Genomic DNA, 25,804 nt, shown 5'->3' on the forward strand with positions numbered 1-25,804 from the left:
GCGCCGAACGGGTGAGGCTGAGTACCGTTCGCGATTGCGCGACGCAGCGCGAAGACGACCGGTATCGGGGAACGGGGCGGAATGGACGTGCACGACGGAGGGACCGGCTCTCCACAGGGGCCGAACACGTCGAGGGAGGCGGAGGCGGAGACGCCACCCGCCCGGGACACCGTTCCCCGCCCCCGAGCCGAACTCCCGAGCCCCGAACCTGTCTCCCGGGCCGAAGAAGCGGACTCCGAGCCCGTCTCCCGGGCCGAGCACGCTGACTCCGAGCCTGCTCAGCGGGCCGAGCACGCTGACTCCGAGCCTGCTCAGCGGGCCGAGCACGCTGACTCGGACGGTGCTTTCCAGGCTGAGCCCGCCAAGCCCGTCGGTGATCCCGTGGGTAGTCCCGCCAGTGACTCCGGCAGTGACCCCGCCGGTGGCCCCGCTGGTGGCCCCGTCAGCGAGACCGTCGGTGACCCTGTCAGTGACCCGGTCATCGACCCCGCCGCCGGTCTCGTGAGTGGGCCTCGGCGGCCGGAGCCCCGCACCGGTGTGGCCGCCCTCTCCCCCCGCTATCAGGTCGGCGCCGCGCTGGCGCTGGCCGTCGTCGCGGTGACCGTCTGCGTGCATGTCGGGATGGTGTTCCTGCACGTCGCCCCGTCGAACACCGTCACCAAGGCGCACGGCAAGGCGATCGACGACTGGATCTACCCGGAGTTCGAGCAGAACTGGAAGCTCTTCGCGCCGAACCCGCTTCAGCAGAACATAGCCGTCCAGGTCCGCGCCCAGGTCCGTACCGTGGACGGCGGCTCGCGGACCACCGGCTGGTACGACCTGTCGGCGCAGGACGGCCGGGCCATCGACGGAAATCTGCTGCCGAGCCACACCCAGCAGAACGAGCTGCGCCGTGCCTGGGACTTCTTCACCGCCACGCACGACAACGGCAACCGCCCCGTCGGCCTGCGCGGCGCCCTCTCCGAGACCTACCTGCGCCACATCGTGGTGCGGCGTCTAGAGCGCGGCGACGTGGCCGGTGACGGCGGTGTCGTCGAGCGGATCCAGGTCCGTTCGCAGACCACCAACGTGACCCCGCCGAAGTGGAGCACCGAGAAGGTGTCGATGAGCCCGGTGTACCGCGAGCTGTCCTGGTGGTCGGTGCCGGACGGCGAGACCGAGGGAGGCGCGAGGTGAACCGGTTCTCCATGACGGTGTCCGCCGCCATCGCGCGTGTCACCGAGTCGGCGCTCGCGCCGTACCAGAGCGCCGTGGTCCGGATCGGCTTCAGCGTCACCTGGCTGCTGTTCCTGCTGCGCGAGTTCCCCCACCGGCATGAGCTCTACGGCCCCGACGGTCCCTGGGACTGGGAGCTGGCCCGGCAGCTGATCGACACCAACGGCGCGTTCACGGCGCTGATGTGGTCGGACGGGCGGGGCTGGTTCGAGGCGGTGTACCTGCTCGCGCTGCTCTCCGCCGCGCTGCTGCTCCTCGGCTGGCGCACCCGCGCGATGTCGGTGCTGTTCATGGTCGGCGTGCTGTCGCTCCAGAACCGCAGCGTCTTCATGGGCGACGGCGGGGACAACGTCCTGCACCTGATGTCGATCTATCTCGTGTTCATACGGTGCGGCCGGGTGTGGTCGCTGGACGCGCGGCGGGAACGGCGCGCGCAGGAGGCACGCGCGCGGGGTGAGCGGGTCACGGACCGGGTGGGTCCCGGCCTGTGGGCCGTGGCCGGGTTCGTCCTGGTCACGGTGACCGTGGCGGGCCGTTTCCACAGCGACTGGATCATTCCGGCGCTTCTGTGGGCGGCGTGGGCCGTACAGGGCCTGTGGTGGGCCGTCGGCCGCCGCACGAAGTCGGCGGAGCCCCGGATCCTGCTCGACGTGATCGGCAACATCCTGCACAACGGCGCCCTGGTCGTGATCATGGCCGAGGCCTGTCTGATCTACGCGACGGCCGGCTGGTACAAGATCCAGGGCTCGCGCTGGCAGGACGGCACCGCCGCGTACTACCCCCTGCACCTGGACTACTTCTCGCCCTGGCCCGCGCTCGCCGATCTGCTGGCAGGCAGCGGCACGATGGTCCTGCTGGCCACCTATGGGACCGTCATCGTGCAGGTCGCCTTCCCGTTCACGCTCGCCAACCGGCGGCTGAAGAACGTCCTGCTGGCCCTGATGATGACGGAGCACGCGGTGATCGCCGTGGTGCTCGGACTGCCGTTCTTCTCGCTGGCGATGATCGCGACGGACGCCGTCTTCCTGCCGACGACCTTCCTGCACCGGGTGGGCGGATGGGCGTCACGCGCGCGTGGACGGCTGTTCTCCGGCGTCGGTCGTACGCCGGCACCGGAGTCACCGGGGCCGCGGGCCCAGGAGAACCCCGAGCACGCGCGCGTAGGGTTCACGGCATGACCGACCCCGTGACCGCCGGCTCCGATCCGCTCGGCCGGTGGCGGCGGTTCGCCGACGCCTCCGTCCTGCTCGACGGCTTCCACGCCCTCAAGCACGCCGTGCGCTTCGGAGCCGAGGTCCCGGTGGCGGTCACCGCCGACCGGCGGGCGACGCTCGCCCTCGCCGACGAACTCGCCCCGGACGTGCGCGACGCGCTGGACGCGCTGCTGACGGAGGTTTCCGAGGCGACGTACACCTCCCTGGTGCCGCGCCCGCATCCCACCGCGGTGGCCGCCCTGGCCGTACGGCCCTCCCGCGAGGTCAACCTGGAGCGGCTGGGGCACGCGCCCCGCGCCACTCCCGTCGTGGTCCTGGACAACCCGCGCAACCTCGGCAACGCGGGCGCGGTGATCCGGCTGGCCGCCGGTTTCGGGGCCACCGGGGTGGTCACCACCGGCACGCTCGACCCCTGGCACCCGACCGTCGTGCGCGGCGGGGCGGGGCTGCACTTCGCGACCGCCGTGGAGCGGCTGACCGTCGGCGAGCTGCCGGCCGGCCCGGTGTTCGCCCTCGACCCGGAGGGTGACGACCTCCGGGGCGTCAAGCTGCCGGACGACGCCCTCCTGGCCTTCGGCTCGGAGCGCAGCGGGCTCTCCACCGAGCTGCGCGCGCGTGCCGACCACCTTCTCGCCCTGCCGATGCGCCCCCAGGTCTCCAGCTACAACCTCGCGACCAGTGTGGCCATGACGCTGTACCACTGGAGCGCCACCGGGGGCGCACCGCACGTCTCCTAGACGCCTAGGCGTCCCTGCGGACCTCCACCACCCGGAAGCGGTTGGCGACGAACGCGCCGTCGGTCAGGGCCGCGTTGGCCGCCGGGTTGCCGCCCGAGCCGTGGAAGTCGGAGAACGCGGCCGTCTGGTTGACGTAGACCCCGCCGGTGAGGTTGAGGGACAGCTGGGCGGCCTCCTCCAGGCAGACCTCCTCGATCGCCTGCTCGACCTCCGCGTCGGTGGTGTACGCGCCGACCGTCATCGCGCCCTTCTCGCGCACCGTGCGCCGCAGCAGGGCGACCGCGTCGGCCGTGGAGTCGACGGCGACGGCGAAGGAGACCGGGCCGAAGCACTCGCCCATGTAGGCGGCCTCGTCGTCCGTCCCCTCCCAGTACTTCCGCGCCCCGTCGAGCTTGACGAGCACCGGGGTGCGCACGATCGCGTCCGGGAACTCCGGGTTGCTCACCTCACGCGAGGCGAGGGCGACTTCGCCGAGGCCCGCGGCGGCCTCCAACCGGGCCTTGACGTCCGGGTTGACGATCGCGCCGAGCAGCGCGTTCGCGCGCGCGTCGTCGCCGAGGAGGCCGTCGACCGAGCGGGCGAGGTCGGCGACGACCTCGTCGAAGGTCTTCGCGCCCTCGTCGGTGCGGATGCCGTCGCGGGGGATCAGCAGGTTCTGCGGGGTCGTGCACATCTGGCCGCTGTACAGGGAGAGCGAGAACGCCAGGTTGGCGAGCATGCCCTTGTAGTTCGCCGTGGACTCCACGATGACCGTGTTGACGCCGGCCTTCTCGGTGTAGACCTGCGCCTGGCGGGCGTTGGCCTCCAGCCAGTCGCCGAAGGCGGTCGAGCCGGTGTAGTCGACGATCCTGATCTCGGGGCGGGTGGCCAGGGTCTTGGCGATGCCCTCGCCGGGGCGCTCGGCGGCCAGCGCGACCAGGTTCGGGTCGAAGCCGGCCTCGGCGAGCACCTCGCGGGCGACGCCCACGGTCAGCGCGAGCGGCAGCACCGCGCGCGGGTGGGGCTTGACCAGGACCGCGTTGCCGGTGGCCAGGGAGGCGAACAGGCCCGGGTAGCCGTTCCACGTCGGGAAGGTGTTGCAGCCGATGAGCAGGGCGATCCCGCGCGGCACCGGGGTGAAGCGCTTGGTCAGCGCGAGCGGGTCGCGCTTGCCCTGGGGCTTGCTCCACTCCGCCGTGCCGGGCGTGCGGACCTGCTCCGCGTACGCGTACGCCACCGCTTCCAGGCCGCGGTCCTGCGCGTGCGGGCCGCCCGCCTGGAACGCCATCATGAAGGCCTGGCCGGAGGTGTGCATGACCGCGTGCGCGAACTCGTGCGTCCGGTCGCTGATCCGCTTGAGGATCTCCAGACAGACCACCGCGCGCACTTCGGCTCCCGCGTCCCGCCAGGCGCCCTGTCCGGCCCGCATGGCGGGCAGCAGCGTGTCCACGTCCGCGTGCGGGTACGTCACGCCCAGTTCGACGCCGTACGGGGAGACCTCGCCGCCCACCCAGTCGTCGGTGCCGGGCTGGCCGAGGTCGAGGCGGGAGTGCAGAACGGCGTCGAACGCGGCCTTGCCGGCCGCGGCGTCCAGGCTCCCGTTCTCCCCGTAGGCCTTGGGGTGTTCCGGGTGCGGGGACCAGTACGCGCGGGTGCGGATCGCTTCCAGGGCCTGGTCGAGGGTGGGCCGGTGCTGGGCGATCAGAGCGTGCGCGGTCGGTTCGGCGGCGGCCATGCGGGACCAACTCCTCGTCTTGAGAACTCTCCGTCGAGCTCATGACCTGGCGGAAACCTGGGCAGGAACAGCCAGTCAGGGTTAGAGTAACCGAACGATCGGTCGGGACAAGGGGGCCTGCCGCATCTGTGGAAAACCCCGTGCGGGAGGATCGCGCACATGACAGCACTCGACCTCAGCAGCCCCGTGGCCGTCGTCGGCACCGGCACCATGGGCCAGGGCATCGCCCAGGTCGCGCTCGTCGCCGGTCACCCCGTGTGGCTGTACGACGCCGTGCCCGGCCGCGCCCGCGAGGCGGCCGCCGCGATCGGCGCCCGCCTGGACCGGCTCGTCGAGAAGGACCGCCTCGCCGCCGGTGACCGGGACGAGGCACGTGCCCGCCTGCGGCCCGCGGAGAGCCTCACCGACCTCGCCGACTGCTCTCTGGTCGTCGAGGCCGTCGTGGAGCTCCTGGAGGCCAAGCAGGAGCTGTTCCGGCAGCTGGAGGACGTCGTCGGCGAGGACTGTCTGCTCGCCACCAACACCTCGTCCCTGTCGGTGACCGCCGTCGGGGGCGCCCTGCGCAACCCGGGCCGCCTGGTGGGCCTGCACTTCTTCAACCCCGCGCCGCTGCTGCCGCTGGTCGAGGTCGTCTCCGGGTACGCCACCGACGTCACGTCGGCCACCCGCGCGTACGAGACCGCCCGCTCCTGGGGCAAGACGCCGGTCGCCTGCGCCGACACCCCGGGCTTCATCGTCAACCGCATCGCGCGGCCCTTCTACGCCGAGGCGTTCGCCGTCTACGAGGCGCAGGGCGCCGACCCGGCCACCATCGACGCGGTCCTGCGCGAGTCGGGCGGGTTCAAGATGGGCGCCTTCGAGCTGACCGACCTGATCGGACAGGACGTCAACGAGTCGGTCACGCACTCCGTGTGGCGGTCCTTCTTCCAGGACGTGCGCTTCACGCCCTCGCTCGCCCAGCGGCGCCTGGTCGAGTCGGGCCGCCTCGGCCGCAAGACCGGCCAGGGCTGGTACGACTACTCCACCGGGACCGGGGCCGCCGGCTCGGCCGAACCGCACACCGCGGAAAAGGCCCAGCCGCCCGCGTACGTCGTCGCCGAGGGCAATCTGGGCCCCGCCTCCGAACTGCTCGCGCTGATCCGCGAGGCGGGCATCCAGGTCCGCGAGGAGGAGGAGGATCACGGCACCCGCCTGGTGCTGCCCGGCGACGGCCAGCTCGCCCTCGCCGACGGCCAGACGTCCGTGGAGTTCCGGGACGTCGTCTACTTCGACCTCGCCCTGGACTACCGCAAGGCCACCCGCATCGCCCTGTCCGCCTCCCAGGACACCTCCACACAGACGATGTCCGAGGCGATCGGCCTGTTCCAGGCGCTCGGCAAGGACGTCAGCGTCATCGGCGACGTCCCGGGCATGATCGTCGCCCGTACGGTCGCGCGGATCGTCGACCTCGCGCACGACGCCGTGGCCAAGGGCGTGGCCACCGAGGAGGACATCGACACCGCGATGCGCCTGGGCGTCAACTACCCCCTCGGCCCCTTCGAGTGGAGCCGCAGGCTGGGCCGCACCTGGGCCTGCTCCCTCCTGGACGACCTGCACGAGCGTGACCCCTCCGGCCGCTACGCGCCGTCCCTCGCGCTGTACCGCCACTCCTATGCCACCGAGAAGCGGGAGGGCGCCTCGTGACCACCGCCAAGCGCGACACGTACACCCCGGAGACCCTGCTCTCCGTCGCCGTCCAGGTCTTCATCGAGCGCGGCTACGACGGCACCTCCATGGAGCACCTCTCCAAGGCGGCCGGCATCTCCAAGTCGTCGATCTACCACCATGTCGCCGGCAAGGAGGAACTGCTGCGGCGGGCCGTCAGCCGGGCCCTGGACGGCCTCTTCGGGATCCTCGAGGAGGAGCACGCGCGCGTGGGGCACGCCTCGGAGCGCCTCGAGTACGTCGTGCGGCGCATGGTCGAGGTGCTCATCGGCGAACTGCCGTACGTGACACTGCTGCTGCGCGTGCGCGGCAACACCGACACCGAGCGGTGGGCCCTGGAGCGGCGCCGCGACTTCGACCACCGGGTCGCCGAGCTGCTGAAGGCGGCCGCCGCCGACGGGGACATACGCGGCGACATGGAGGTACGGCTCGCCACCCGGCTGGTCTTCGGGATGATCAACTCGATCGTCGAGTGGTACCGGCCGGGCGGCCGGGGGATGGTCGAGAGCGAGGTCGGTGACGCGGTGGTGCGACTGGTCTTCGAGGGGCTGCGCACGGCCCCGTAGGACTCACCCCTGGGGCTCCAGGTCCTCCTCCTCGAACACCAGCAGCGTGCGCGTGCTGAGCACCTCGGGGATCAACTGGAGCCGGGTGAGCACCACCTCGCGCAGCGCTCTGTTGTCGGGCGTGTGCACCAGGAGCAGGACGTCGAAATCGCCCCCCACGAGGGCGATGTGGGAGGCGCCGGGCAGCAGCCGCAGCTGCTCGCGCACCGTCCGCCAGGAGTTCTGCACGATCTTCAGCGTGATGTAGGCGCTCGTGCCCTGCCCGGCGCGCTCGTGGTCGACACGGGCGCCGAAGCCGCGGATGACGCCGTCCTCGATGAGCCGGTTGATCCGCGCGTAGGCGTTGGCACGCGAGACGTGGACCCGCTCGGCGACCGACCGTATCGAGGCGCGGCCGTCCGCCTGGAGTATCTGAAGGATGTCCTGATCTATGGCGTCCAGCGGACGCGGCGGCGGCAGCGGGGCGCCACCCGGTGACGGGACACTGCTCGGCGACAGGACACCGGTCGGCGGCGGAGGGTTGCCCGGAGCCGGCGCGGTGCCGTTCTCCGCCCCTTCGGCCATTTGTTCAGGTGCCATGTCCCCCTGCCTCCCTGTCATGGACGTACTGCACCCATCTCAGGTTGTGGAGAACCGTTTGTCCACAGCCTGAGGGGCCCTGTAGCCAAAATGTGCCGACGACCGAACAATCGGTAGGTGAGGCGCATCACAACCGACGCGTCTCCCGTAGCCACTCCTACGAGGAGGTGCCGTCATGACGGTCATGGAGCAGCGGGGCGCTTACCGGCCGACTCCGCCGCCGGCCTGGCAGCCCCGTACCGACCCCGCGCCGCTGCTGCCCGACGCGGAGCCGTACCGCGTCCTCGGCACCGACGCGGCCGCGCAGGCCGACCCGGAGCTGCTGCGCCGGCTGTACGCCCAGCTGGTGCGCGGCCGCCGTTACAACGTCCAGGCCACCGCCCTCACCAAGCAGGGCAGACTCGCCGTCTACCCCTCCAGCACCGGCCAGGAGGCCTGCGAGGTCGCCGCCGCGCTCGCCCTCCAGGAGCGGGACTGGCTCTTCCCCAGCTACCGCGACACCCTCGCCGTCGTCGCGCGCGGCGTGGACCCCGTCGAGGCCCTCACCCTGCTGCGCGGCGACTGGCACACCGGCTACGACCCGTACGAGCACCGGGTGGCGCCGCTGTCCACCCCGCTCGCCACCCAGCTCCCGCACGCCGTGGGTCTCGCGCACGCCGCCCGTCTCAAGGGCGACGACGTGGTCGCGCTCGCCATGGTCGGCGACGGCGGCACCAGCGAGGGCGACTTCCACGAGGCGCTGAACTTCGCCGCCGTCTGGCAGGCCCCGGTCGTCTTCCTCGTGCAGAACAACGGCTTCGCGATCTCCGTACCGCTCGCCAAGCAGACGGCCGCTCCCTCGCTGGCCCACAAGGCCGTCGGATACGGCATGCCGGGCCGCCTGGTCGACGGCAACGACGCGGCCGCCGTGCACGAGGTGCTGAGCGACGCCGTACGGCACGCGCGTGAGGGCGGCGGCCCCACCCTCGTGGAGGCGGTGACCTACCGCATCGAGGCGCACACCAACGCCGACGACGCCACCCGCTACCGCGGCGACGCCGAGGTCGAGACCTGGCGCGAACACGACCCGATCCAGCTGCTGGAGCGCGAACTCACCGCGCGCGGGCTGCTCGACGAGGACGCGAAGCAGTCCGCGCGGGACGCCGCCGAGACGATGGCCGCCGACCTGCGCGCCCGCATGAACCAGGACGCGGTCCTCGATCCCATGGACCTGTTCGCCCACGTGTACGCCGAACCCACCCCCCAACTGCGGGAGCAGCGCGACCTGCTGCGGGCGGAGCTCGAGGCAGAGCACGCCGACCAGGAGGGCACGCACCGATGACCACCGTCGCCCTCAAGCCCGCCACCATGGCGCAGGCCCTCACCCGCGCGCTCCGGGACGCGATGGCCGCCGACCCGACCGTGCACGTCCTGGGCGAGGACGTGGGCACCCTCGGCGGCGTCTTCCGCGTCACCGACGGGCTCGCCGCGGAGTTCGGCGAGGACCGCTGCACGGACACCCCGCTCGCCGAAGCCGGCATCCTCGGCACTGCCGTCGGCATGGCGATGTACGGACTGCGGCCGGTCGTGGAGATGCAGTTCGACGCCTTCGCCTACCCGGCGTTCGAGCAGCTCATCAGCCATGTCGCGCGTATGCGCAACCGCACCCGCGGCCGTATGCCCCTGCCGATCACCGTCCGGGTGCCCTACGGCGGCGGCATCGGAGGCGTCGAGCACCACAGCGACTCCTCCGAGGCGTACTACATGGCGACCCCGGGCCTCCATGTCGTCACGCCCGCCACGGTCGCCGACGCCTACGGTCTGCTGCGTGCCGCCATCGCCTCCGACGATCCGGTCGTCGTCCTCGAACCCAAGCGTCTGTACTGGTCCAAGGACTCCTGGAACCCCGAGGAACCGCAGAGTGTCGAGCCGATCGGTCGCGCGGTGGTGCGGCGCCCGGGCCGGAGCGCCACACTGATCACCTACGGTCCCTCGGTGCCGGTCTGTCTCGAAGCCGCCGAAGCGGCGCGCGCCGAGGGCTGGGACCTCGAGGTCGTCGACCTGCGTTCCCTGGTGCCCTTCGACGACGAGACGGTCTGCGCCTCGGTGCGGCGGACCGGCCGCGCGGTCGTCGTGCACGAGTCGGGCTCCTTCGGCGGCCCGGGCGGCGAGATAGCGGCCCGCGTCACGGAGCGCTGCTTCCACCACCTGGAGGCACCGGTGCTGCGCGTCGCCGGGTTCGACCTTCCGTACCCGCCGCCGATGCTGGAGCGCCACCACCTGCCCGGCGTCGACCGCATCCTGGACGCCGTGGCGCGGTTGCAGTGGGAGGCGGACAACTGATGGCACAGGTGCTGGAGTTCAAGCTCCCCGACCTCGGCGAGGGACTCACCGAGGCGGAGATCGTCCGCTGGCTGGTCCAGGTCGGCGACGTCGTCGCCGTCGACCAGCCGGTCGTCGAGGTCGAGACGGCCAAGGCGATGGTCGAGGTGCCCTGTCCCTACGGCGGTGTGGTCACCGCCCGCTTCGGCGAGGAGGGCACCGAACTGCCCGTCGGCGCCCCGCTGATCACCGTCGCGGTCGGTGCGCCGGCCTCCGGCGGCCCGGAGGTTCTCGCCAAGGGTGCTGAGGGGTCGGGCAACGTGCTCGTCGGTTACGGCACCTCGGAGGCACCCGCGCGCAGGCGCCGGATCCGGTCGGCGCGACCGGAACCAGCCGCTTCCGTGACCGTCGCCGCCCCCGTCCCGACTGTCCCGGTTCTCCCGGGTGTCCCGGCCGGAAAGCCCGACGGCCCCGTCCCCGTGATCTCCCCCCTGGTGCGCAGACTCGCCCGGGAGAACAACCTGGACCTGCGGGAGATCACGGGCTCCGGGCCCGAGGGGCTGATCCTGCGGGCGGACGTGGAGAACGCGCTGCGGGGGGCCGCCCCGCGGGACCAGACGGCGCAGCTGTCGCCCGCGTCCTCCGCTCCCTCCGGAAGCCGCCGCGTCCCGCTCAAGGGCGTCCGGGGTGCCGTCGCCGACAAGCTCTCCCGCAGCCGACGCGAGATCCCCGACGCCACCTGCTGGGTGGACGCCGACGCGACGGAGCTGATGCGGGCCCGGGCAGCCATGAACGCGTCCGGCGGGCCGAAGATCTCCCTCCTCGCGCTGCTCGCCCGTATCTGCACCGCGGCGCTGGCCCGCTTCCCGGAGCTGAACTCCACCGTCGACCTGGCGGCCCGGGAGGTCGTCCAGTTCGACCATGTCCACCTCGGCTTCGCCGCGCAGACCGAGCGGGGACTCGTCGTGCCCGTCGTCCGCGACGCGCACGCCCGGGACGCCGAGGCACTCACCGCGGAGCTCGCCCGGCTCACCGAGGCGGGCCGGGACGGCCGACTCACCCCCGCCGACCTGACCGGCGGCACCTTCACCCTGAACAACTACGGGGTGTTCGGAGTCGACGGCTCCACGCCGATCATCAACCACCCCGAGGCGGCCATGCTCGGTGTCGGCCGCATCATCCCCAAGCCGTGGGTGCACGAGGGCGAGCTTGCGGTGCGCCAGGTCGTCCAGCTCTCGCTCACCTTCGACCACCGGGTGTGCGACGGCGGAACGGCGGGAGGCTTCCTGCGCTACGTGGCGGACTGCGTGGAGCAGCCGGCGGTGCTGTTGCGCACCCTGTGATTGCGGGCGGGCCCCGGCGATTCGCGTGTTTCCCGTGATCCGGCGGGCCCGCATCCCCGGGGTGGCCCGCATACTCGGGGGGTGACCTCGAACGAGCCCGCCGCCCACGACGCCGTCGTGCTCGCCGGTGGCGGCGCCCGCCGGCTCGGCGGCGCCGACAAGCCCGGCGTGCGGGTGGGCGGGCGCGCGCTGCTCGACCGGGTGCTCGGCGCCTGCGCCGACGCGCGCACCACCGTCGTCGTCGCCGATCCCCGCCCCACCGCGCGGCCCGTGCGCTGGGCCCGCGAGGATCCACCCGGCGCGGGGCCCGTCGCCGCGCTCGACGCCGGACTGCGCCACACCGCGGCGGACGACGTCCTCGTCCTCTCCGCCGATCTGCCCTTCCTCGCGGCGGACACCGTACGACGACTGCTGACCGCCCTGCGCGCCGGTCCGGCCGAGGGCGTGCTGCTCACCGACGCCGACGGCCGTGACCAGCCGCTGGTCGCCGCGTACCGCACGGCCGCCCTGCGCCGCGAACTGGCGGTGCTCACCGCCGGCGAAGGCGGCCTCGCCGGACTGCCGCTGCGCCGGCTGACCGCCGGACTCGACCTCACCCGCGTCCCCGACCCGGTCGCGTCGTTCGACTGCGACACCTGGGACGACATCGCCGCCGCCAGGGCACGTATCAGGGAGCATGACCACGTGTTGGATGAATGGATTTCCGCAGTCAAGGACGAGCTGGGCATCGACCTCGACGTCGACACCGGCGCCCTTCTCGATCTCGCCCGCGACGCCGCCCACGGGGTGGCCAGGCCTGCGGCCCCGCTGACCACCTTCCTGGTCGGCTATGCGGCCGCGCAGGCCCAGGGAGGACCCGAAGCCGTCGCCGAGGCCGCCCGCAAGGCCGCCGCGCTCGCGCTGCGCTGGGCGGAGGAGGACGAACAGGAGAAGGCCGGGCAGGGGAAGGCCGAGCAGCAGAAGGCCGACAAGCCCGGCGGCTCCGGACCGGACGCCGGATGACCGCCCGCGGTTCCCGGCAGGGCCTCGACGCCGAGGACCTCGACGTCGAGGAGGCGCTCGCCCTGGTGAAGGACGGCAACGGCACCGCCCGCCCGGCCGGCGGCCACAACCCCGCACAGCGCGGGGGCAGCGGCGACGGCACGCCACCCTCCTCCTCCCGCTCTTCCCCGGCCCGGAGCCCGGAGACCGGCCACCGGGCCGACGCTGCCGAGCAACGCCACCGGGCGACCTCCTGGCCCGAGGCCCGGACGATCGCCGCCCGCGCCGCACGCTCCGGTGCCGCCCGCCTCGCGCCCGTCTCCGTGGCCCTCGGCGACGCCCTCGGCCTCGTTCTCGCCGCCCCGCTGACGGCCCTCACCGACCTGCCCTCCTTCGACACCTCGGCGATGGACGGCTGGGCCGTCGCGGGCCCCGGACCCTGGCACGTACGGGAGGAGGGCGTGCTGGCCGGCAGCTCGGCGCCCGCGCCCCTGGCCGACGGCGAGGCCGTACGGATCGCCACCGGCGCCCGGATCCCCCCGGACACCACCGCGGTACTGCGCAGCGAGCACGGCCGGACCGACGACAACGGTCGGCTGCACCCGACCCGAGAGATGCAGCACGGGCAGGACATCCGCCCGCGGGGCCAGGAATGCCGCAGCGGGGATCAGTTGCTGCGGGCCGGGGCGGTGGTGACCCCGGCTGTCCTGGGCCTCGCCGCGGCCGCCGGGTACGACACGCTGGCCGCCGTCCCCCGGCCCCGGGTCGAGGTGCTCGTCCTGGGCGACGAACTGCTCACCGAGGGCCGCCCGCACGACGGCCTCATCCGGGACGCGCTCGGTCCGATGCTGCCCCCGTGGCTGCGGGCGCTGGGCGCCGAGGTCACCTCCGTACGCCGGCTCGGCGACGACGCGAAGGCCCTGCACAAGGCCATCACCGCATCCGCCGCCGATCTCGTCGTCACCACCGGGGGCACCGCCTCGGGGCCCGTCGACCACGTGCACCCCACCCTGCGCCGACTCGACGCCGAACTCCTCGTCGACGGCGTCAAGGTGCGCCCCGGTCACCCGATGCTGCTGGCCCGCCTCAAGGAGGACCAGCACCTCGTCGGCCTGCCCGGCAACCCCCTCGCGGCCGTCTCCGGCCTGCTCACGCTCGCCGAGCCGTTGCTGCGCGCCCTCGCCGCCCGGCCGGCTCCCGAGCCGTATGCGCTGCCGCTGCGGCAATCGGTGCACGGGCACCCGTACGACACCCGGCTCATCCCGGTCGTCCTGCGGGGTGACCATGCCGTGCCGCTGCACTACAACGGCCCGGCCATGCTGAGGGGTATCGCAGCCGCCGACGCCCTCGCCGTCGTGCCGCCGGGCGGTGCACGCGCGGGTCAGGAGACGGAGCTCCTCGATCTGCCGTGGGCGACGGCTGGGATCGACGCCTGTTTCACGTGAAACAGCCCCTGGTTCACCCGTGTTTCACGTGAAACGGTCCCGGCTTGCTCCAGCTCGCCCCGGCTTGCTCCCGGTTTCACGTGAAACGTCGTCATGCCTGCTCACCTGCCGGGACGGCCCGGCTGACCGTGATCACGCGGTCCCCCAGTTGGAGTCGGGTGAGCCGGGGGTCGGTGTAGTCCAGCAGTTCCTTGCCCCGGACGACGGCCACGACCAGGTCCGTGCAGCTGCGGGGTGCCGCGCCGACCTCCGCCTTGCTCACCGGCCGCTCGATGAGGTCCAGGCCGTTGCCGAGGGTCATCAGGTTCTCCAGGGTCCTGGCCACGGTCGGGCTGACCATCGAGACGCCGAGCAGCCGACCGGCGGAGCTGGAGCTGGTGATCACGGTGTCCGCGCCGCTCTGCTTGAGCAGCGGCACGTTCTCGTCCTCCCGGGCGGCCACGACGATCGTCGCGCGCCGGTTCAGCTGCCGGGCGGTGAGGGTGATCAGGGCGGCCGTGTCGTCGCGTTGCGGCGCGACGATCACCCGGGAGGCGGTCTGGACCTCGGCCTTGAGGAGCGTCTCCGAGCGGGTGGCGTCCCCGGTCACCGACACCAGTCCGTCGTCGCCGGCGGCGAGCGCGGACTTGCGCTGGGCGTCCACGATGACGATCCGGTCCTTGGGGATGCCCTGCCCGACGAGGGTCTCCACCGCGTGGCGGCCCTTCGTGCCGTATCCGACGACCACGACGTGATTGCTGGTGCGGGCCCGCCAGCGGTGGACGCGGACCTGCTGACGGGTGCGCTCGGTGAGCACCTCCAGGGTGGTGCCGACCAGGATGATCAGGAACAGCACGCGCAGTGGCGTGATGACGAGGATGTTGACGAGCCGGGCCGTTTCACTGACCGGGGTGATGTCGCCGTAGCCGGTGGTGGAGAGTGTGACGGTGGCGTAGTAGGCGGCGTCGAGGAGGCTGACGGAGCCGTCCGAGTTGTCGTTGTAGCCGTCACGGTCGACATAGACGATCAGCGTGGTGATGGCCAGCACCAGCAGACCCATGGCGAGGCGTCGGAGTACCTGCAGAAGCGGAGGGACGGCGATGCGCATGGGCATCGTGATGGAACGGCCCGCCTCGGCGTCGTCCCGGGCTTCGGTGCGGGAGCGGTACCAGAGGGACCTGAAGAGGGAGAGTCTGGCCGGGCCGGCCGGCTGTCGTTCGTGGTCCTTCATCGTGTGCCCCCTGTGACGGTGATCCGATCGGTGGGCACCATGGTTCCCGGCGGGCTCCTGCCCGTCATGAAGCAACACGTGTCCATGAGTCCACAGATATCCATGATCCCGGAGGTCCCCTTGCGCGACCACACTGTCGTCGTCGGCTTCGGAACGAAGGGACGGTCCGCGATCCGGACGGCCTGTTCGGCGGGCCTGCGCAGGGAACAGGTCGTGGTGATCGACCCCAGTGCGAAGGTGATCGACGCGGCGACGGCCGAGGGCTACGAGGGTGTGGTCGGGGACGCCACCCGCAGTGACGTGCTGCGGCGGGCCGAGGTGCAGCGGGCGGGACGGATCGTCATCGCGACCCAGCGGGACGACACGGCCGTCCTGGTGGCGCTGACGGCCCGCCAGCTCAACCCCAGGGCGAAGATCGTGGCGGCGGTCCGCGAAGAGGAGAACGCCCCGCTGCTCAGGCAGTCGGGCGCCGACGAGGTCATCACCAGCGCCGGTGCGGCCGGCCGGCTCCTCGGCCTGTCCGTGCTCAGTCCAGCGGCGGGCCGGGTCATGGAGGACCTCATCCAGCAGGGCGACGGGCTCGACCTCGTCGAACGGCCCGTCACCAAGGCCGAGACGGGCCGCGGACCGCGTGAGACGGACGACCTGGTGGTGAGCGTCGTCCGCGGCCACCGCGTCCTTGCCTACGACGACCCGGCGATCGGCATGCTGGAACCGACGGACCGCGTGGTCACGATCGTGCGGGTGGGCCCGGACCGTACCCGGGCTCCCCTCGGGACCCCCGGCATGCCAGGGGTCCCGCCGCTCCCGCCGGCCTGAGGCGCACGCTCTCGGGTGCTGCCCGGCGGCGCTACTTGCGGTTGTAGAGCCGCATCGTCACCGGCCCGAAGACCAGCACGAACAGTCCGGCCCACCCCAGCGACCAGGCGATCTCGGCAGCGGGCCGGTCACCCGCCATCAGCCCCCGCACCGCCGAGGCCAGGTGGGTGACGGGGCTGTTGTTGACGAACGCCTGGAGCCAGCCCGGCATGGTGCTGGGGTCGACGAACACGTTGGACAGGAAGGTGAGCGGGAAGATCACCATCATGCTGACGCCCATCACCGACTTCTCGGTGCGCAGCAGCAGCCCGAACATCGTCCAGATCCACGAGAAAGCGAACGAGAAGACGACCAGCAGAGCGATTCCGGCGACCACGCCCGCGAGCCCGCCGTCCGGCCGGTAGCCGAGGATCATGCCGACGGTGAGCATCACGACGGACGCGATCGTGTAGCGCAGCGCGTCGCCCAGCAGATAGCCGACCATCGTGGACGGCCGCCAGATCGGCAGCGACCGGAAGCGGTCGAAGACGCCCTTCTCGATGTCGGTGTTCACCGAGACACCCGTGTACATGGTGATCATCACGACCGACATCACCAGGATGCCCGGCAGCAGGAACTGGATGTACTCCTCCGGGGACCCGGCCAGGGCGCCCCCGAACAGGTACGTGTACATCAGCACCATCATGATCGGGAAAGCGGTGACGTCGAAGAGCTGCTCCGGCACGTGCTTGATCTTGAGGATCGCCCGCCAGCCGAAGGTGAGGGAGGCCGAGAGGGCACTCGGGCGGGGCGGGCGCTCCTGCGCGACGAGCAGCGCGGCCAGCGACTCGGCGCTGACGGGGGCGAGATCCTGGACGTCCGTGCTGGTCACGGTACTCATACCGCCACCTCGCCTTTCTGGCCGCGGGCCGGTGTACCGGCATCGGCCGGTGTTCCGGGCCCGGTGTCGGTCTTCGTGTCGTGTCCGGTGAGGGCGAGGAACACCTCGTCCAGGCTGGGCTGGCCCAGCGAGAAGTTGTCGACGACGACCCCGGCCCGGGCCAGTTCCCCGAGGGCCCGGGCGGCCTGGGCGGCGGCCGTGTCGCCCGCCGCCGCGTCGAGCCGGGCGGTCAGCGCCACCGGATCCGGCTCCCGCTGGACGTCCGCGTCCAGGGCCAGCCGCAGCACCTGCTCGGCCTCGGGACGCTGCTCGGCGTCGCGCAGCCGCAGATGGACGGAACCGGCGCCGACGGACGCCTTCAGCTCGCCCTTGGTGCCCTCGGCGATGACCCGGCCCCGGTCGATGACGGCGATCCGGGACGCCAGCTGGTCGGCCTCGTCCAGATACTGCGTGGTCAGCAGCACGGTGGTGCCCTGCGCGACCACCGCTCGCACGATGTCCCACACCTGGTTGCGGCTGCGCGGATCGAGCCCGGTCGTCGGCTCGTCGAGGAAGAGCAGGTCGGGCGTGCTGAGGATGGACGCGGCGATGTCGATCCGGCGCCGCATGCCGCCCGAGTAGTGCTTGACCTGCTTTCCGGCCGCGTCGGTGAGCCCGAACGCGGCGAGGAGCTGCGCGGACCGCTCCCGGGCGGCCTTCTTGCCGTGCCCGAGAAGCCGGCCGAGCAGCACCAGGTTCTCGATGCCGGTGAGGTCCTCGTCCACGGACGCGTACTGGCCGGTGAGGCTCACCCGGCCGCGCACCTCGTCGGCCTCCCGGACGACATCGTGGCCGAAGATCCGGGCCTGGCCGCCGTCCGGTCGCAGCAGCGTGGCGAGCATCTTCACGGTGGTCGTCTTGCCGGCGCCGTTCGGGCCGAGGACGCCGTAGACCGTGCCGGTGGGGACGGCGAGATCGACGCCGTCCACGGCCCTGGTCTCGCCGAACGTCTTGACCAGGCCCGCAGTCTCGATCGCCAGGCCGGCGGTGTGCTGGCTCATGGGGGTTCCTTCCGCGTACTTGGGCTACGCATGGGGAGACCTTTACCGTCGCCCGAACTCATCGGTGATCGCACCTCGTTTTTCCCGCCCCCTCGTTTCCGCCGCTGACCACTCTGCGGACCACGCCGCGGACCATGATCGGGAGCGAGGAAGGGGGAGGAGAGGGGGAGGAGTAGCGTCCCCCTCATGCATGCGATCACGATTCCCGAACCTGGTGGTCCCGAGGCGCTGGTGTGGGACGAGGTCCCCGATCCCGTACCCGGCGCGGGCGAGGTCCTGGTCGAGGTGGTGGCCGGCGCCGTCAACCGGGCCGACATCCTTCAGCGGCAGGGCTTCTACGATCCGCCGCCCGGCGCCTCCCGCTACCCCGGTCTGGAGTGCTCCGGCCGGATCGTCGAGGTCGGCCCCGGCGTCTCCGGCTGGGCCGTCGGCGACGAGGTGTGCGCGCTGCTCGCGGGCGGCGGCTACGCGGAGAAGGTCGCGGTGCCGGCCGGCCAGCTGCTGCCCGTGCCGGACGGCGTCGATCTGCGGCGGGCCGCCGCGCTCCCCGAGGTGACCAGCACCGTCTGGTCGAACGTCTTCATGATCGCCCATCTCCGTCCCGGCGAGACGCTGCTCGTGCACGGCGGGTCCAGTGGCATCGGGACCATGGCGATCCAGCTGGCCAAGGCCGTCGGCGCCAGGGTCGCCGTCACCGCGGGCACCAAGGAGAAGCTGGACCAGTGCGCCGAGCTGGGCGCGGACATCCTGATCAACTACCGCGAGCAGGACTTCGTCGCCGAGCTGAAGCAGGCCACGGACGGCGCGGGCGCCGATGTCATCCTCGACAACATGGGCGCGAAGTACCTGGACCGCAACGTCCAGGCGCTCGCCGTCAACGGCCGCCTCGCGATCATCGGCATGCAGGGCGGCATCAAGGCCGAGCTGAACATCGGCGCGCTTCTCGGCAAGCGCGCCGCGATCAGCGCGACCTCGCTGCGGGCCCGCCCCCTGGAGGAGAAGACGGCCATCGTGGCGGCCGTACGCGAACACGTCTGGCCACTGCTCGCCGCCGGCCATGTCCGCCCCGTCGTCGACCGCGAGGTCCCGATGAGCGACGCGGCCGAGGCCCACCGGATCGTCGAGGCGAGCAGCCACGTCGGCAAGGTGCTGCTGGTCACTGCCTAGGGCAGGCTCTGACGCGGCGGCGGTCTCAGGTGCGGCGCAGCCGCAGGGCGGCCAGGGCGAGGGCGATGCCGAGGCCGATGAGGACGAGACCACTGCCGAGCGGCAGGATCTGCAGGACGGGGCCGTCGGACCCCTCCGGCTGCGCCACGGGACGCCGCACGGGGTCCCGTGGCGCGCCCGAGGGCACGGGAGCGGCGGCCTCCGGCGACGCGGACGCGTCGGTGTCGTCGGAGAGGTCGCCGTCGTCGCTCCCCTCGCCCGTGTCCTCGCCCTCCGTGTCCTGCGCCTCCTCGTCCGCGTCCTCGTCGGCCTCCTCCTCCGCGTGGTCGCCCGCCCGGCCGGGCCGCTGGCGTCCCTCGCCCGCCCGGCTGCCGGCCCGGTCCGGTGCGGAGGAGGAGGGGGCGGGGGTGGCGGACGCCGACACGGTGGCGTACGACGCGACGGCCGCGGACGCGACGGCCGCGTACGAGGAGGCGCCCCCGCAGGGCAGCACGAGCACGCCCAGCACGACCGCTCCGACGCCCACGCCGGCCCGCGTCGCGCACCACGCCTGCTGCCATGGAGTCACGTCCGTGACCCCCTCCCGGTGCCCAGTCGCCAGAAAAGACGCAACAAGCCTCACATCGGGGAACTACCACCGCATTCCGGACTACGCCGAACGGAAACAGTGGATCACCTTTCCCGGGGGGTGCCACGGTGATGAGGTGAGGACGTGCGAGAGAATGACGGCATGGAGATGCCGAGGAACGAAAGGTCGCCGGAGAACGCCCAGAAGATCCTGGTCGTAGGTCAGGACGGCATGGCGCTCGGTGACATCGACGCTGACGACGACTCCCGTGAGATCCCGGTGACCGAGCAGGTCGAACAGCCGGCGAAGGTCATGCGGATCGGCAGCATGATCAAGCAGCTGCTCGAGGAGGTGCGCGCGGCTCCTCTGGACGAGGCGAGCCGGGTCCGGCTGAAGGAGATCCACTCGAGCTCGGTGAAGGAGCTGGAGGACGGCCTGGCGCCGGAACTGGTCGAGGAACTGGAGCGGCTCTCCCTGCCGTTCAACGAGGACTCGACGCCGAGTGACGCGGAACTGCGCATCGCGCAGGCCCAGTTGGTCGGCTGGCTGGAGGGCCTCTTCCACGGCATCCAGACCACCCTCTTCGCCCAGCAGATGGCCGCGCGTGCCCAGTTGGAGCAGATGCGGCGGGCGCTGCCGCCGGGAGCGAGTCACGAGGGTGTCGACGATCCGCGCGCGGCGGGCGGCCGCACGGGCGGGCCGTACCTCTAGAGCGCCGGACAGTCGTCCGTAGCCGTACACACGAGAAGGGCCCGGCGTTTCGGCGCCGGGCCCTTCTCCCATGACGTCAGACGGTCACGACGCCGGGTTGCCCGTGGAGACCTTGATCTCGATCTCGGGCATGTCCTTCGGGTCGACGTCCGTTCCGGCGGAGGGGAACTGGTCCATGACCGCCCCGTCGCCGTACGTGTTCTCGTCCACCTTCGTGATCTTGTACGGCCAGCCGGCCGCCTGGAAGCACTCCTTGACCGAGCCGATGTACTTGAACTTGAAGTTCGGCACCCGGATCTTGTCGGGGTCGTTGTACGACTCCTGCGGCTCGGAGCACTCCGTCGACTCGATCGTCTTGGAGGTGTCCGGCGCCCGGTAGTCCGCCGCCTTCGTCACCGACGGCGAGGAGCTGGAGGTACCGCCCTTGGCGTCGTCGTCGCCCCCGCCCATCGTGAGGCTGGCGATGAGGCCGCCGACCGCCACCACGGCGACGACGGCCGAGCCGATGAGCACCGGCTTGCTGTTGCGGCGGCCACCACCGCCCGAGGACACCGTGGTGGACGGCTGCGGGCTGAGGTTGTACGCGGGCGGGGTGTGCGGTGCCTGCTGGTGGCCGTAGGCCGGAGCGGGCGTCTGGTAGCCCTGCTGCGGATAGCCGTAGGAGGCGGGCGTCGGGGTGCCGTACGGGTTCGGGGTCGGCGCGGGCTGGTAGGGCGTCTGGACGCCGGCCTGCGGCGCCGGGGTGCTCTGGCCGATCGGCGGGAACACCGCGGAACCGACGCCCGCACCGCTCGACGTCTGCGCGCCCGGGACGATGCTCGGCGGGGCCGGCTGGAAGGAGGCGGCGACCCGCAGGCACTCGTCGCGCATGGCGACGGCGGTCGGAAAGCGCTCGTTCGGGTTCTTCTTCAGCGCGCGGGCGATCAGCGCGTCGACGGCCGGCGGCAGCGCCCGGTTGATCGAGGACGGAGCCACCGGCTCCTCCTGCACGTGCGCGTACGCGATCGCAAGCGGCGAATCGGCCTCGAACGGCAGCCGCCCGGTGACCAGTTGGAACAGCATGATGCCGACCGAGTACAGGTCGGACCGGGCGTCCACCGCACGCCCCAGGGCCTGTTCGGGCGAGAGGTACTGCGGGGTCCCGACGACCATGCCGGTCTGCGTCATCGAGGTGACCCCGGACTGCATCGCGCGAGCGATGCCGAAGTCCATCACCTTGACCACGCCGCGCTTGGTCATCATCACGTTGCCGGGCTTGATGTCGCGGTGGACGAGCCCCATCTCGTGGCTGATCTCCAGCGCCGCCAGCACGTCCGCGGTGATCTTCAGCGCCTTGTCGGCGGGCATCGCGCCCTGCTGCCGCACGTCCTCGTCGAGCACCGAGCCGAGCGGGCGGCCCTCGATGTACTCCATGACGATGTACGGAGTCGTCAACCCCTCGACGTCGTCCTCGCCGGTGTCGAAGACGGAGACGATGTTGGTGTGCGTGAGCTTGGCCACGGCCTGGGCCTCGCGGCGGAAGCGCTCGCGGAAGGCCTGCTCACGGCCGAGTTCGGTGTGCAGGGTCTTCACCGCGACCTGACGGTCGAGCACGGCGTCGTAGGCGAGGTGCACCGAGGCCATGCCGCCCTCGCCGAGCAAGTCGCGCAGCTGATACCGGCCGGCGGCGAGCGCCCGCCCCGCATACCGGCCCTGCGCGCCGTCCTGGCTCATCTTCTGCGTCCCCCGTAGGCCCTCAGGCGCCGTTGACTGTCGTTGATCGATAGTGCTATTCCCGGCCAAGTCTGCCGTAGGGCACTGACACGTCAAGCTCGGTGCCCGTTCCGTGACCCTACGAGAAAGAAGCGTCGCGGAAGCGTTACAGGTGCCGTACGGCCGGTACACAGAATTTGCACGTCGGTACGGAGTACAGGTTTGATGGCCGGTCCGTCGCGGACCGGCGCCCGGGCTCGCCCCGGGCGATGTTCCGGGGATCGTCCCGGGCCGGAGGCTTGCGCGGAGGCTGTAGCGTGGCCGACGGAGACCGTAACAACACCGCGCGTTCCGCGGGCAGAAACGACGGCGAGGACTGATGGCACAGCAGCGCGCTCAGGGCCCGTCCGACCCCGAGGCGACTGGCGGCGGTATGTCAGATGCGCCGGAGAACTGGGGCAACGGCGGACTGGTCGGGGACGGCCGATACCGGTTGACCCGCAGACTCGGCCGAGGTGGCATGGCCGAGGTGTTCGCGGCCGAGGACGTACGCCTCGGACGCACCGTCGCGGTGAAGCTGCTGCGCGCCGATCTCGCCGAGGACCCCGTGTCCAAGGCCCGCTTCACGCGCGAGGCCCAGTCGGTGGCCGGCCTCAACCACCATGCGATCGTCGCCGTGTACGACTCCGGCGAGGACTTCGTGGGCGGCCAGAGCGTGCCGTACATCGTGATGGAGATCGTCGAGGGACGCACCATCCGCGACCTCCTCCTCAACGCCGAGGCGCCCGGCCCCGAGCAGGCCCTGATCATCACCTCGGGGGTGCTGGAGGCGCTCGCCTACTCGCACCAGCACGGCATCGTGCACCGCGACATCAAGCCGGCGAACGTGATCATCACGCACAACGGTGCGGTCAAGGTGATGGACTTCGGCATCGCGCGCGCCCTGCACGGCGCGTCCACGACGATGACACAGACCGGCATGGTCATGGGCACCCCGCAGTACCTCTCCCCGGAACAGGCGCTCGGCAAGGCCGTCGACTACCGCTCCGACCTGTACGCGACGGGCTGCCTGCTGTACGAACTCCTCGCACTTCGGCCGCCGTTCACCGGCGAGACGCCGCTGTCGGTGGTCTACCAGCACGTGCAGGACATCCCGGTGCCGCCGTCGCAGACCTCGGACGGGCAGTGCCCGCCGGAACTCGACGGCCTCGTCATGCGGTCCCTGGCCAAGGACCCCGACGACCGGTTCCAGACGGCGGAGGAGATGCGCGGTCTGGTCCAGTACGGGCTCCAGATGCTGTACGACCAGGGCGGCCACACCGGCACCTGGAACACCGGCCCGGTCGGCGCGCCCGACGGCCGCGGCACGCCCTCCGGCGGCTTCGCGAGCACGACCGCGCTGGCGCACGGCGCCGACGGCTCCAGCACCTCGCAGATCCCGCAGCCGATCCTGCCCACCGGCTACGGCGGCGGTGACGACGGCGGCTTCGAGGGGCACGGCAACAAGGGCAGCGGCCGCGGCAAGCTGTGGATCCTCGCCGTCTTCGCGGTGATCGCCATCGCCGCGGGCGTCGCGCTCGCGCTGAACGGCCAGGGGAAGGGCAGCGGCGACACCGACACCTCGCCGTCGCCGTCCACCTCGCAGTCGGCGACGGACGACGCCTCCGCCGCGACGCCGAGCGACGAGGCGAGCAACACGGCCTCGGACGACACCGCGGACGACAACTCCGGTTCGAACTCCGATTCGGACTGGACGCCGTCGTACTCGCCCTCGTACTCGCCGTCGTACTCCCCCTCCGAGTCGGCCAGCAGCGAGCCGACGGACGAGGAGACGGAGACCCAGCCGTCGGACGATCCGACGGACACGCAGCCCTCGGACGATCCGACGGACGTGGAGCCGAGCGACCCGGCCACCGAGGGCGGCACCCTCGGCAGCATCGGAAACTGACCTCGGTACGCCTCACGCGCGCGTGGGCCCGTCACAGGGCTCCACGCGCGCGTGTCGCGTTCGTGGGCTCGGGTCAGTCCGCGAACGCGCCGCACACCGCGTCGTACTCGCGGGTCCACCACACGGCGAGGGCCGAGGCCGCCGGGAACTGGGAGTCGGCGCGGGTGTCGCCGCGCTCGTAGTGCCAGCGCAGCATCCAGAAGTCGTTGAGGCGCTCCCACCACACCCGGTGCGCGGCCGCCGCGAGTTCGGAGGGCGTGGCCCCGGCCGCGTGTCGGTACGCGCGTGCGTAGTGCCTCGCCTTCGCCAGGTCGAGGGTGCCGTCGGGACGGACGAAGAAGATCGCGGCGGCGCGGACGGCCTCCTCGGCGCGGGGCTGCACGCCCAGCCGGTCCCAGTCGACGATGGCGGCCGGGGCGTCCCCGCGGTAGAGCAGGTTGAAGGGGTGGAAGTCCCCGTGCACCCAGCCGACCGGGCCGCTGTGCGGAGGACGCCGGTCCGCGTGCCGTTCCAGCAGCGTGCGCCGTTCCAGGAGGCGGTGGCGGGCGAGTTCGTCGAAGGAGTCGGCGGGGCGGTGACGGCGCACGCGCGCGAGGAGGTCCTCGATGAGGACGAAGGTGTCGGCGGGATCGGGGCTCGCGGCGGGGACGGCGGCCTCGACGGGCGTGGTGTGCCCGGCAGCGGTGGCCGGCCCGGCGGGAGCGGCGGCCGCGGCGCGGGCAGGGCGCTCGGACGGGGTGCCGCGGCCCTCGGGGGCGTGCCCCGGGGTACGGTCCGGGGCGCGTCGCGGGTCGCGCGTCGAAGGCGCGTCGGCCCCCGCAGGCGCGTTGACCCCGAGGCCCCGGGGCACGTGTCCGCCACGGGCCGGGGGCAGGAGTTCGTCGTGGGCCGCCCGCATCACCTGCTCCAGGCTGGCGTGCACCACCCCCAGCAGCGCTCCCAGGCGGCCGCACTGGCCGGGGGTGAGCTGGGCGCCGTGGCGGTGGCGGCCGTCGATCCACGGGTGGAGGGCGTAGGCGTGGCCGCCGACGACGGCGACCGTGCGTCCGTCGTGGCCGGGCAGCGGGGGAGCGACCGGGACGCCGAGGTCGGCCAGTCGCTCGGTGGCCCGGTGCTGGCGGGCGATGGAGGCGGGGTCGGCGGTGTCGGGGTCGAAGTGGTGCTTGAGGAAGTAGCGGCCGCGCGTGGTGCGCAGCCGGTAGCCGCGGTTCAGCAGCCCCTCGTCGACGGGCTCACAGGTGAGCGCGGTGCCGGCGGCGTACCGGCGGAGCAGGGCGCCCAGAGGGGGCGCGTGGAGTACTAAGGGGGGTACACAGGAGCGCGGCACGCGCCCGATGCTAGGGCACGATCCGAGGCCGTGAGCTGGGCATTGTCACAGAAAGTCACGAAAGATCAACAACTGTCACGGGTGGTCGCTCCAGGTCGCCCCGCGCCGCTCCGGATCACCTCACAGGTCGCTTCAGGTCGCTCCCTGGCGGTGCACGGTCACGAACTGAGGGGTCACGCACAGGTAGACCGGGTCGAACGGGACGCCGCCGTCCACGGCCCGGGGCGCGGGCCCGAAGGCCTCCGGTTCGGCGGCGGTGGGTTCGGCGGACGCGCACTTCCCGACGATCTCCACCGGCCACCGACCACCGGCCCTCGGCGGAGCCCGGCCGCGCCCGGTCCAGGTTGTCCGAGCCGTAGGCGACCACATGGCCGGCGCAGGCCCGGTGGTAGCCGTGGCCGCGGTGCATGCGCAGCAGCAGACGGCCGTCCACCACGATGTGGCGGGCGCAGGCCAGGAAGGGCATCGCGCGCAGGCTGGCGGCCACCCGGCCGTACTGGGTGCGGGCGAGCAGGTCGACGGCGAGTCGTTCGTCGGTCGGCATGCGACCACTGTGCGCGGCCGGTACGGGGCGCCACAGAGGCCACCGGCCCGTCCGGCCGGGACGTAAGTCCCCAGTTGCTCCCCGCCCGCGATCCGGTCT

At 72.2% G+C, this 25,804-nt stretch carries 22 protein-coding genes and 1 pseudogene; 14 read left to right on the forward strand and 9 right to left on the reverse strand.

The annotated features are described in order from the left end of the window. The first annotated feature begins 81 nt into the window (after positions 1–81). The 3 genes from OG736_RS22635 to OG736_RS22645 are packed head-to-tail and all read left to right on the forward strand — an operon-like array spanning position 82 to position 3,166. A complete protein-coding gene (locus OG736_RS22635) occupies positions 82–1,176 on the forward strand; it encodes a DUF5819 family protein (RefSeq protein ID WP_327184050.1) in 1,095 nt (364 codons plus the stop codon). After that, a complete protein-coding gene (locus OG736_RS22640) occupies positions 1,173–2,393 on the forward strand; it encodes an HTTM domain-containing protein (protein WP_327184051.1) in 1,221 nt (406 codons plus the stop codon). The genes OG736_RS22635 and OG736_RS22640 overlap by 4 nt, the downstream gene beginning before the upstream one ends. Continuing rightward, complete coding sequence (locus OG736_RS22645; RefSeq protein ID WP_327184052.1) at positions 2,390–3,166, forward strand: TrmH family RNA methyltransferase; 777 nt, start codon at positions 2,390–2,392, stop codon at positions 3,164–3,166. The genes OG736_RS22640 and OG736_RS22645 overlap by 4 nt, the downstream gene beginning before the upstream one ends. A 4-nt stretch (positions 3,167–3,170) precedes the next feature. Here OG736_RS22645 and paaN read toward each other — a convergent pair whose 3' ends face one another. Continuing rightward, on the reverse strand, positions 3,171–4,880 hold the full coding sequence (gene paaN / locus OG736_RS22650; RefSeq protein ID WP_327184053.1) for a phenylacetic acid degradation protein PaaN: 1,710 nt from the start codon (positions 4,878–4,880) through the stop codon (positions 3,171–3,173). Positions 4,881–5,039: 159 nt separating this feature from the next. Between paaN and OG736_RS22655 the strand changes: the two genes are divergently transcribed. Together OG736_RS22655 and OG736_RS22660 are read left to right on the forward strand one after the other, a co-directional pair. After that, positions 5,040–6,563, forward strand: coding sequence for a 3-hydroxyacyl-CoA dehydrogenase (locus OG736_RS22655; RefSeq protein ID WP_327184054.1), 1,524 nt, complete (start codon positions 5,040–5,042; stop codon positions 6,561–6,563). Next, entirely contained in the window at positions 6,560–7,150 is a 591-nt protein-coding gene (locus OG736_RS22660) for a TetR/AcrR family transcriptional regulator (protein ID WP_327184055.1), read from the forward strand. Before OG736_RS22655 ends, OG736_RS22660 begins: the two co-directional genes overlap by 4 nt. Before the next feature lie 3 nt (positions 7,151–7,153). On the opposite strand, the gene OG736_RS22665 is transcribed toward OG736_RS22660, so the two are convergent. After that, complete coding sequence (locus tag OG736_RS22665; RefSeq protein ID WP_327184056.1) at positions 7,154–7,729, reverse strand: Lrp/AsnC family transcriptional regulator; 576 nt, start codon at positions 7,727–7,729, stop codon at positions 7,154–7,156. A gap of 175 nt (positions 7,730–7,904) precedes the next feature. Here OG736_RS22665 and pdhA point away from each other — a divergent pair, with 175 nt between their 5' ends. The 5 genes from pdhA (at position 7,905) to OG736_RS22690 (ending at position 13,799) form a co-directional block, all read left to right on the forward strand. Continuing rightward, positions 7,905–9,050, forward strand: coding sequence for a pyruvate dehydrogenase (acetyl-transferring) E1 component subunit alpha (gene pdhA / locus OG736_RS22670; protein WP_327184057.1), 1,146 nt, complete (start codon positions 7,905–7,907; stop codon positions 9,048–9,050). After that, positions 9,047–10,051: an alpha-ketoacid dehydrogenase subunit beta gene (locus tag OG736_RS22675; RefSeq protein ID WP_171398304.1), complete on the forward strand. Its 1,005-nt coding sequence runs from the start codon at positions 9,047–9,049 to the stop codon at positions 10,049–10,051. Before pdhA ends, OG736_RS22675 begins: the two co-directional genes overlap by 4 nt. After that, a complete protein-coding gene (locus tag OG736_RS22680) occupies positions 10,051–11,373 on the forward strand; it encodes a dihydrolipoamide acetyltransferase family protein (protein ID WP_327184058.1) in 1,323 nt (440 codons plus the stop codon). The genes OG736_RS22675 and OG736_RS22680 overlap by 1 nt, the downstream gene beginning before the upstream one ends. An 81-nt stretch (positions 11,374–11,454) precedes the next feature. Beyond that, positions 11,455–12,375, forward strand: a complete 921-nt coding sequence (locus OG736_RS22685) for an NTP transferase domain-containing protein (protein WP_327184059.1) — start codon at positions 11,455–11,457, stop codon at positions 12,373–12,375. Further along, the gene (locus tag OG736_RS22690; RefSeq protein ID WP_327184060.1) at positions 12,372–13,799 is read left to right on the forward strand and encodes a molybdopterin molybdotransferase MoeA; all 1,428 of its coding nucleotides are present in this window, start codon (positions 12,372–12,374) and stop codon (positions 13,797–13,799) included. The genes OG736_RS22685 and OG736_RS22690 overlap by 4 nt, the downstream gene beginning before the upstream one ends. A gap of 91 nt (positions 13,800–13,890) precedes the next feature. Here OG736_RS22690 and OG736_RS22695 read toward each other — a convergent pair whose 3' ends face one another. Further along, a complete protein-coding gene (locus OG736_RS22695; protein ID WP_327184061.1) occupies positions 13,891–15,009 on the reverse strand; it encodes a potassium channel family protein in 1,119 nt (372 codons plus the stop codon). A 120-nt stretch (positions 15,010–15,129) separates the two neighbouring features. Between OG736_RS22695 and OG736_RS22700 the strand changes: the two are divergent. After that, positions 15,130–15,828: pseudogene (locus tag OG736_RS22700) on the forward strand (potassium channel family protein); the annotation flags it as partial. A 31-nt stretch (positions 15,829–15,859) separates the two neighbouring features. Here the strand turns inward: OG736_RS22700 and OG736_RS22705 are convergent. Both OG736_RS22705 and OG736_RS22710 read right to left on the reverse strand, forming a co-directional pair. Then, positions 15,860–16,708, reverse strand: a complete 849-nt coding sequence (locus tag OG736_RS22705; protein WP_327184063.1) for an ABC transporter permease — start codon at positions 16,706–16,708, stop codon at positions 15,860–15,862. Continuing rightward, positions 16,705–17,748 (reverse strand): ATP-binding cassette domain-containing protein, encoded by a 1,044-nt coding sequence (locus OG736_RS22710; protein WP_327184064.1) that lies wholly within the window; start codon positions 17,746–17,748, stop codon positions 16,705–16,707. Before OG736_RS22710 ends, OG736_RS22705 begins: the two co-directional genes overlap by 4 nt. Positions 17,749–17,934: 186 nt before the next feature. Between OG736_RS22710 and OG736_RS22715 the strand changes: the two genes are divergently transcribed. Next, a complete protein-coding gene (locus tag OG736_RS22715) occupies positions 17,935–18,915 on the forward strand; it encodes an NAD(P)H-quinone oxidoreductase (protein WP_327184065.1) in 981 nt (326 codons plus the stop codon). A 25-nt stretch (positions 18,916–18,940) separates the two neighbouring features. On the opposite strand, the gene OG736_RS22720 is transcribed toward OG736_RS22715, so the two are convergent. Then, positions 18,941–19,483, reverse strand: a complete 543-nt coding sequence (locus OG736_RS22720; RefSeq protein ID WP_327184066.1) for a hypothetical protein — start codon at positions 19,481–19,483, stop codon at positions 18,941–18,943. Between the two features lie 162 nt (positions 19,484–19,645). Here OG736_RS22720 and OG736_RS22725 point away from each other — a divergent pair, with 162 nt between their 5' ends. After that, positions 19,646–20,194, forward strand: coding sequence for a bacterial proteasome activator family protein (locus OG736_RS22725; RefSeq protein WP_327187683.1), 549 nt, complete (start codon positions 19,646–19,648; stop codon positions 20,192–20,194). A gap of 84 nt (positions 20,195–20,278) precedes the next feature. Here the strand turns inward: OG736_RS22725 and OG736_RS22730 are convergent, their stop codons facing one another. Beyond that, positions 20,279–21,907: a protein kinase domain-containing protein gene (locus OG736_RS22730; RefSeq protein ID WP_327184067.1), complete on the reverse strand. Its 1,629-nt coding sequence runs from the start codon at positions 21,905–21,907 to the stop codon at positions 20,279–20,281. A gap of 358 nt (positions 21,908–22,265) precedes the next feature. Here OG736_RS22730 and OG736_RS22735 point away from each other — a divergent pair, with 358 nt between their 5' ends. Then, positions 22,266–23,834, forward strand: a complete 1,569-nt coding sequence (locus OG736_RS22735; RefSeq protein ID WP_327184068.1) for a protein kinase domain-containing protein — start codon at positions 22,266–22,268, stop codon at positions 23,832–23,834. Positions 23,835–23,907: 73 nt separating this feature from the next. Here the strand turns inward: OG736_RS22735 and OG736_RS22740 are convergent, their stop codons facing one another. Continuing rightward, a complete protein-coding gene (locus tag OG736_RS22740) occupies positions 23,908–25,161 on the reverse strand; it encodes a phosphotransferase (protein ID WP_327184069.1) in 1,254 nt (417 codons plus the stop codon). A 115-nt stretch (positions 25,162–25,276) separates the two neighbouring features. Continuing rightward, positions 25,277–25,705: a pyridoxamine 5'-phosphate oxidase family protein gene (locus OG736_RS47305; RefSeq protein ID WP_442817184.1), complete on the reverse strand. Its 429-nt coding sequence runs from the start codon at positions 25,703–25,705 to the stop codon at positions 25,277–25,279. Positions 25,706–25,804 lie beyond the last annotated feature (99 nt).

This window comes from Streptomyces sp. NBC_01334 (assembly GCF_035983595.1).
Classification (GTDB): Bacteria; Actinomycetota; Actinomycetes; order Streptomycetales; family Streptomycetaceae; genus Streptomyces; species Streptomyces coriariae.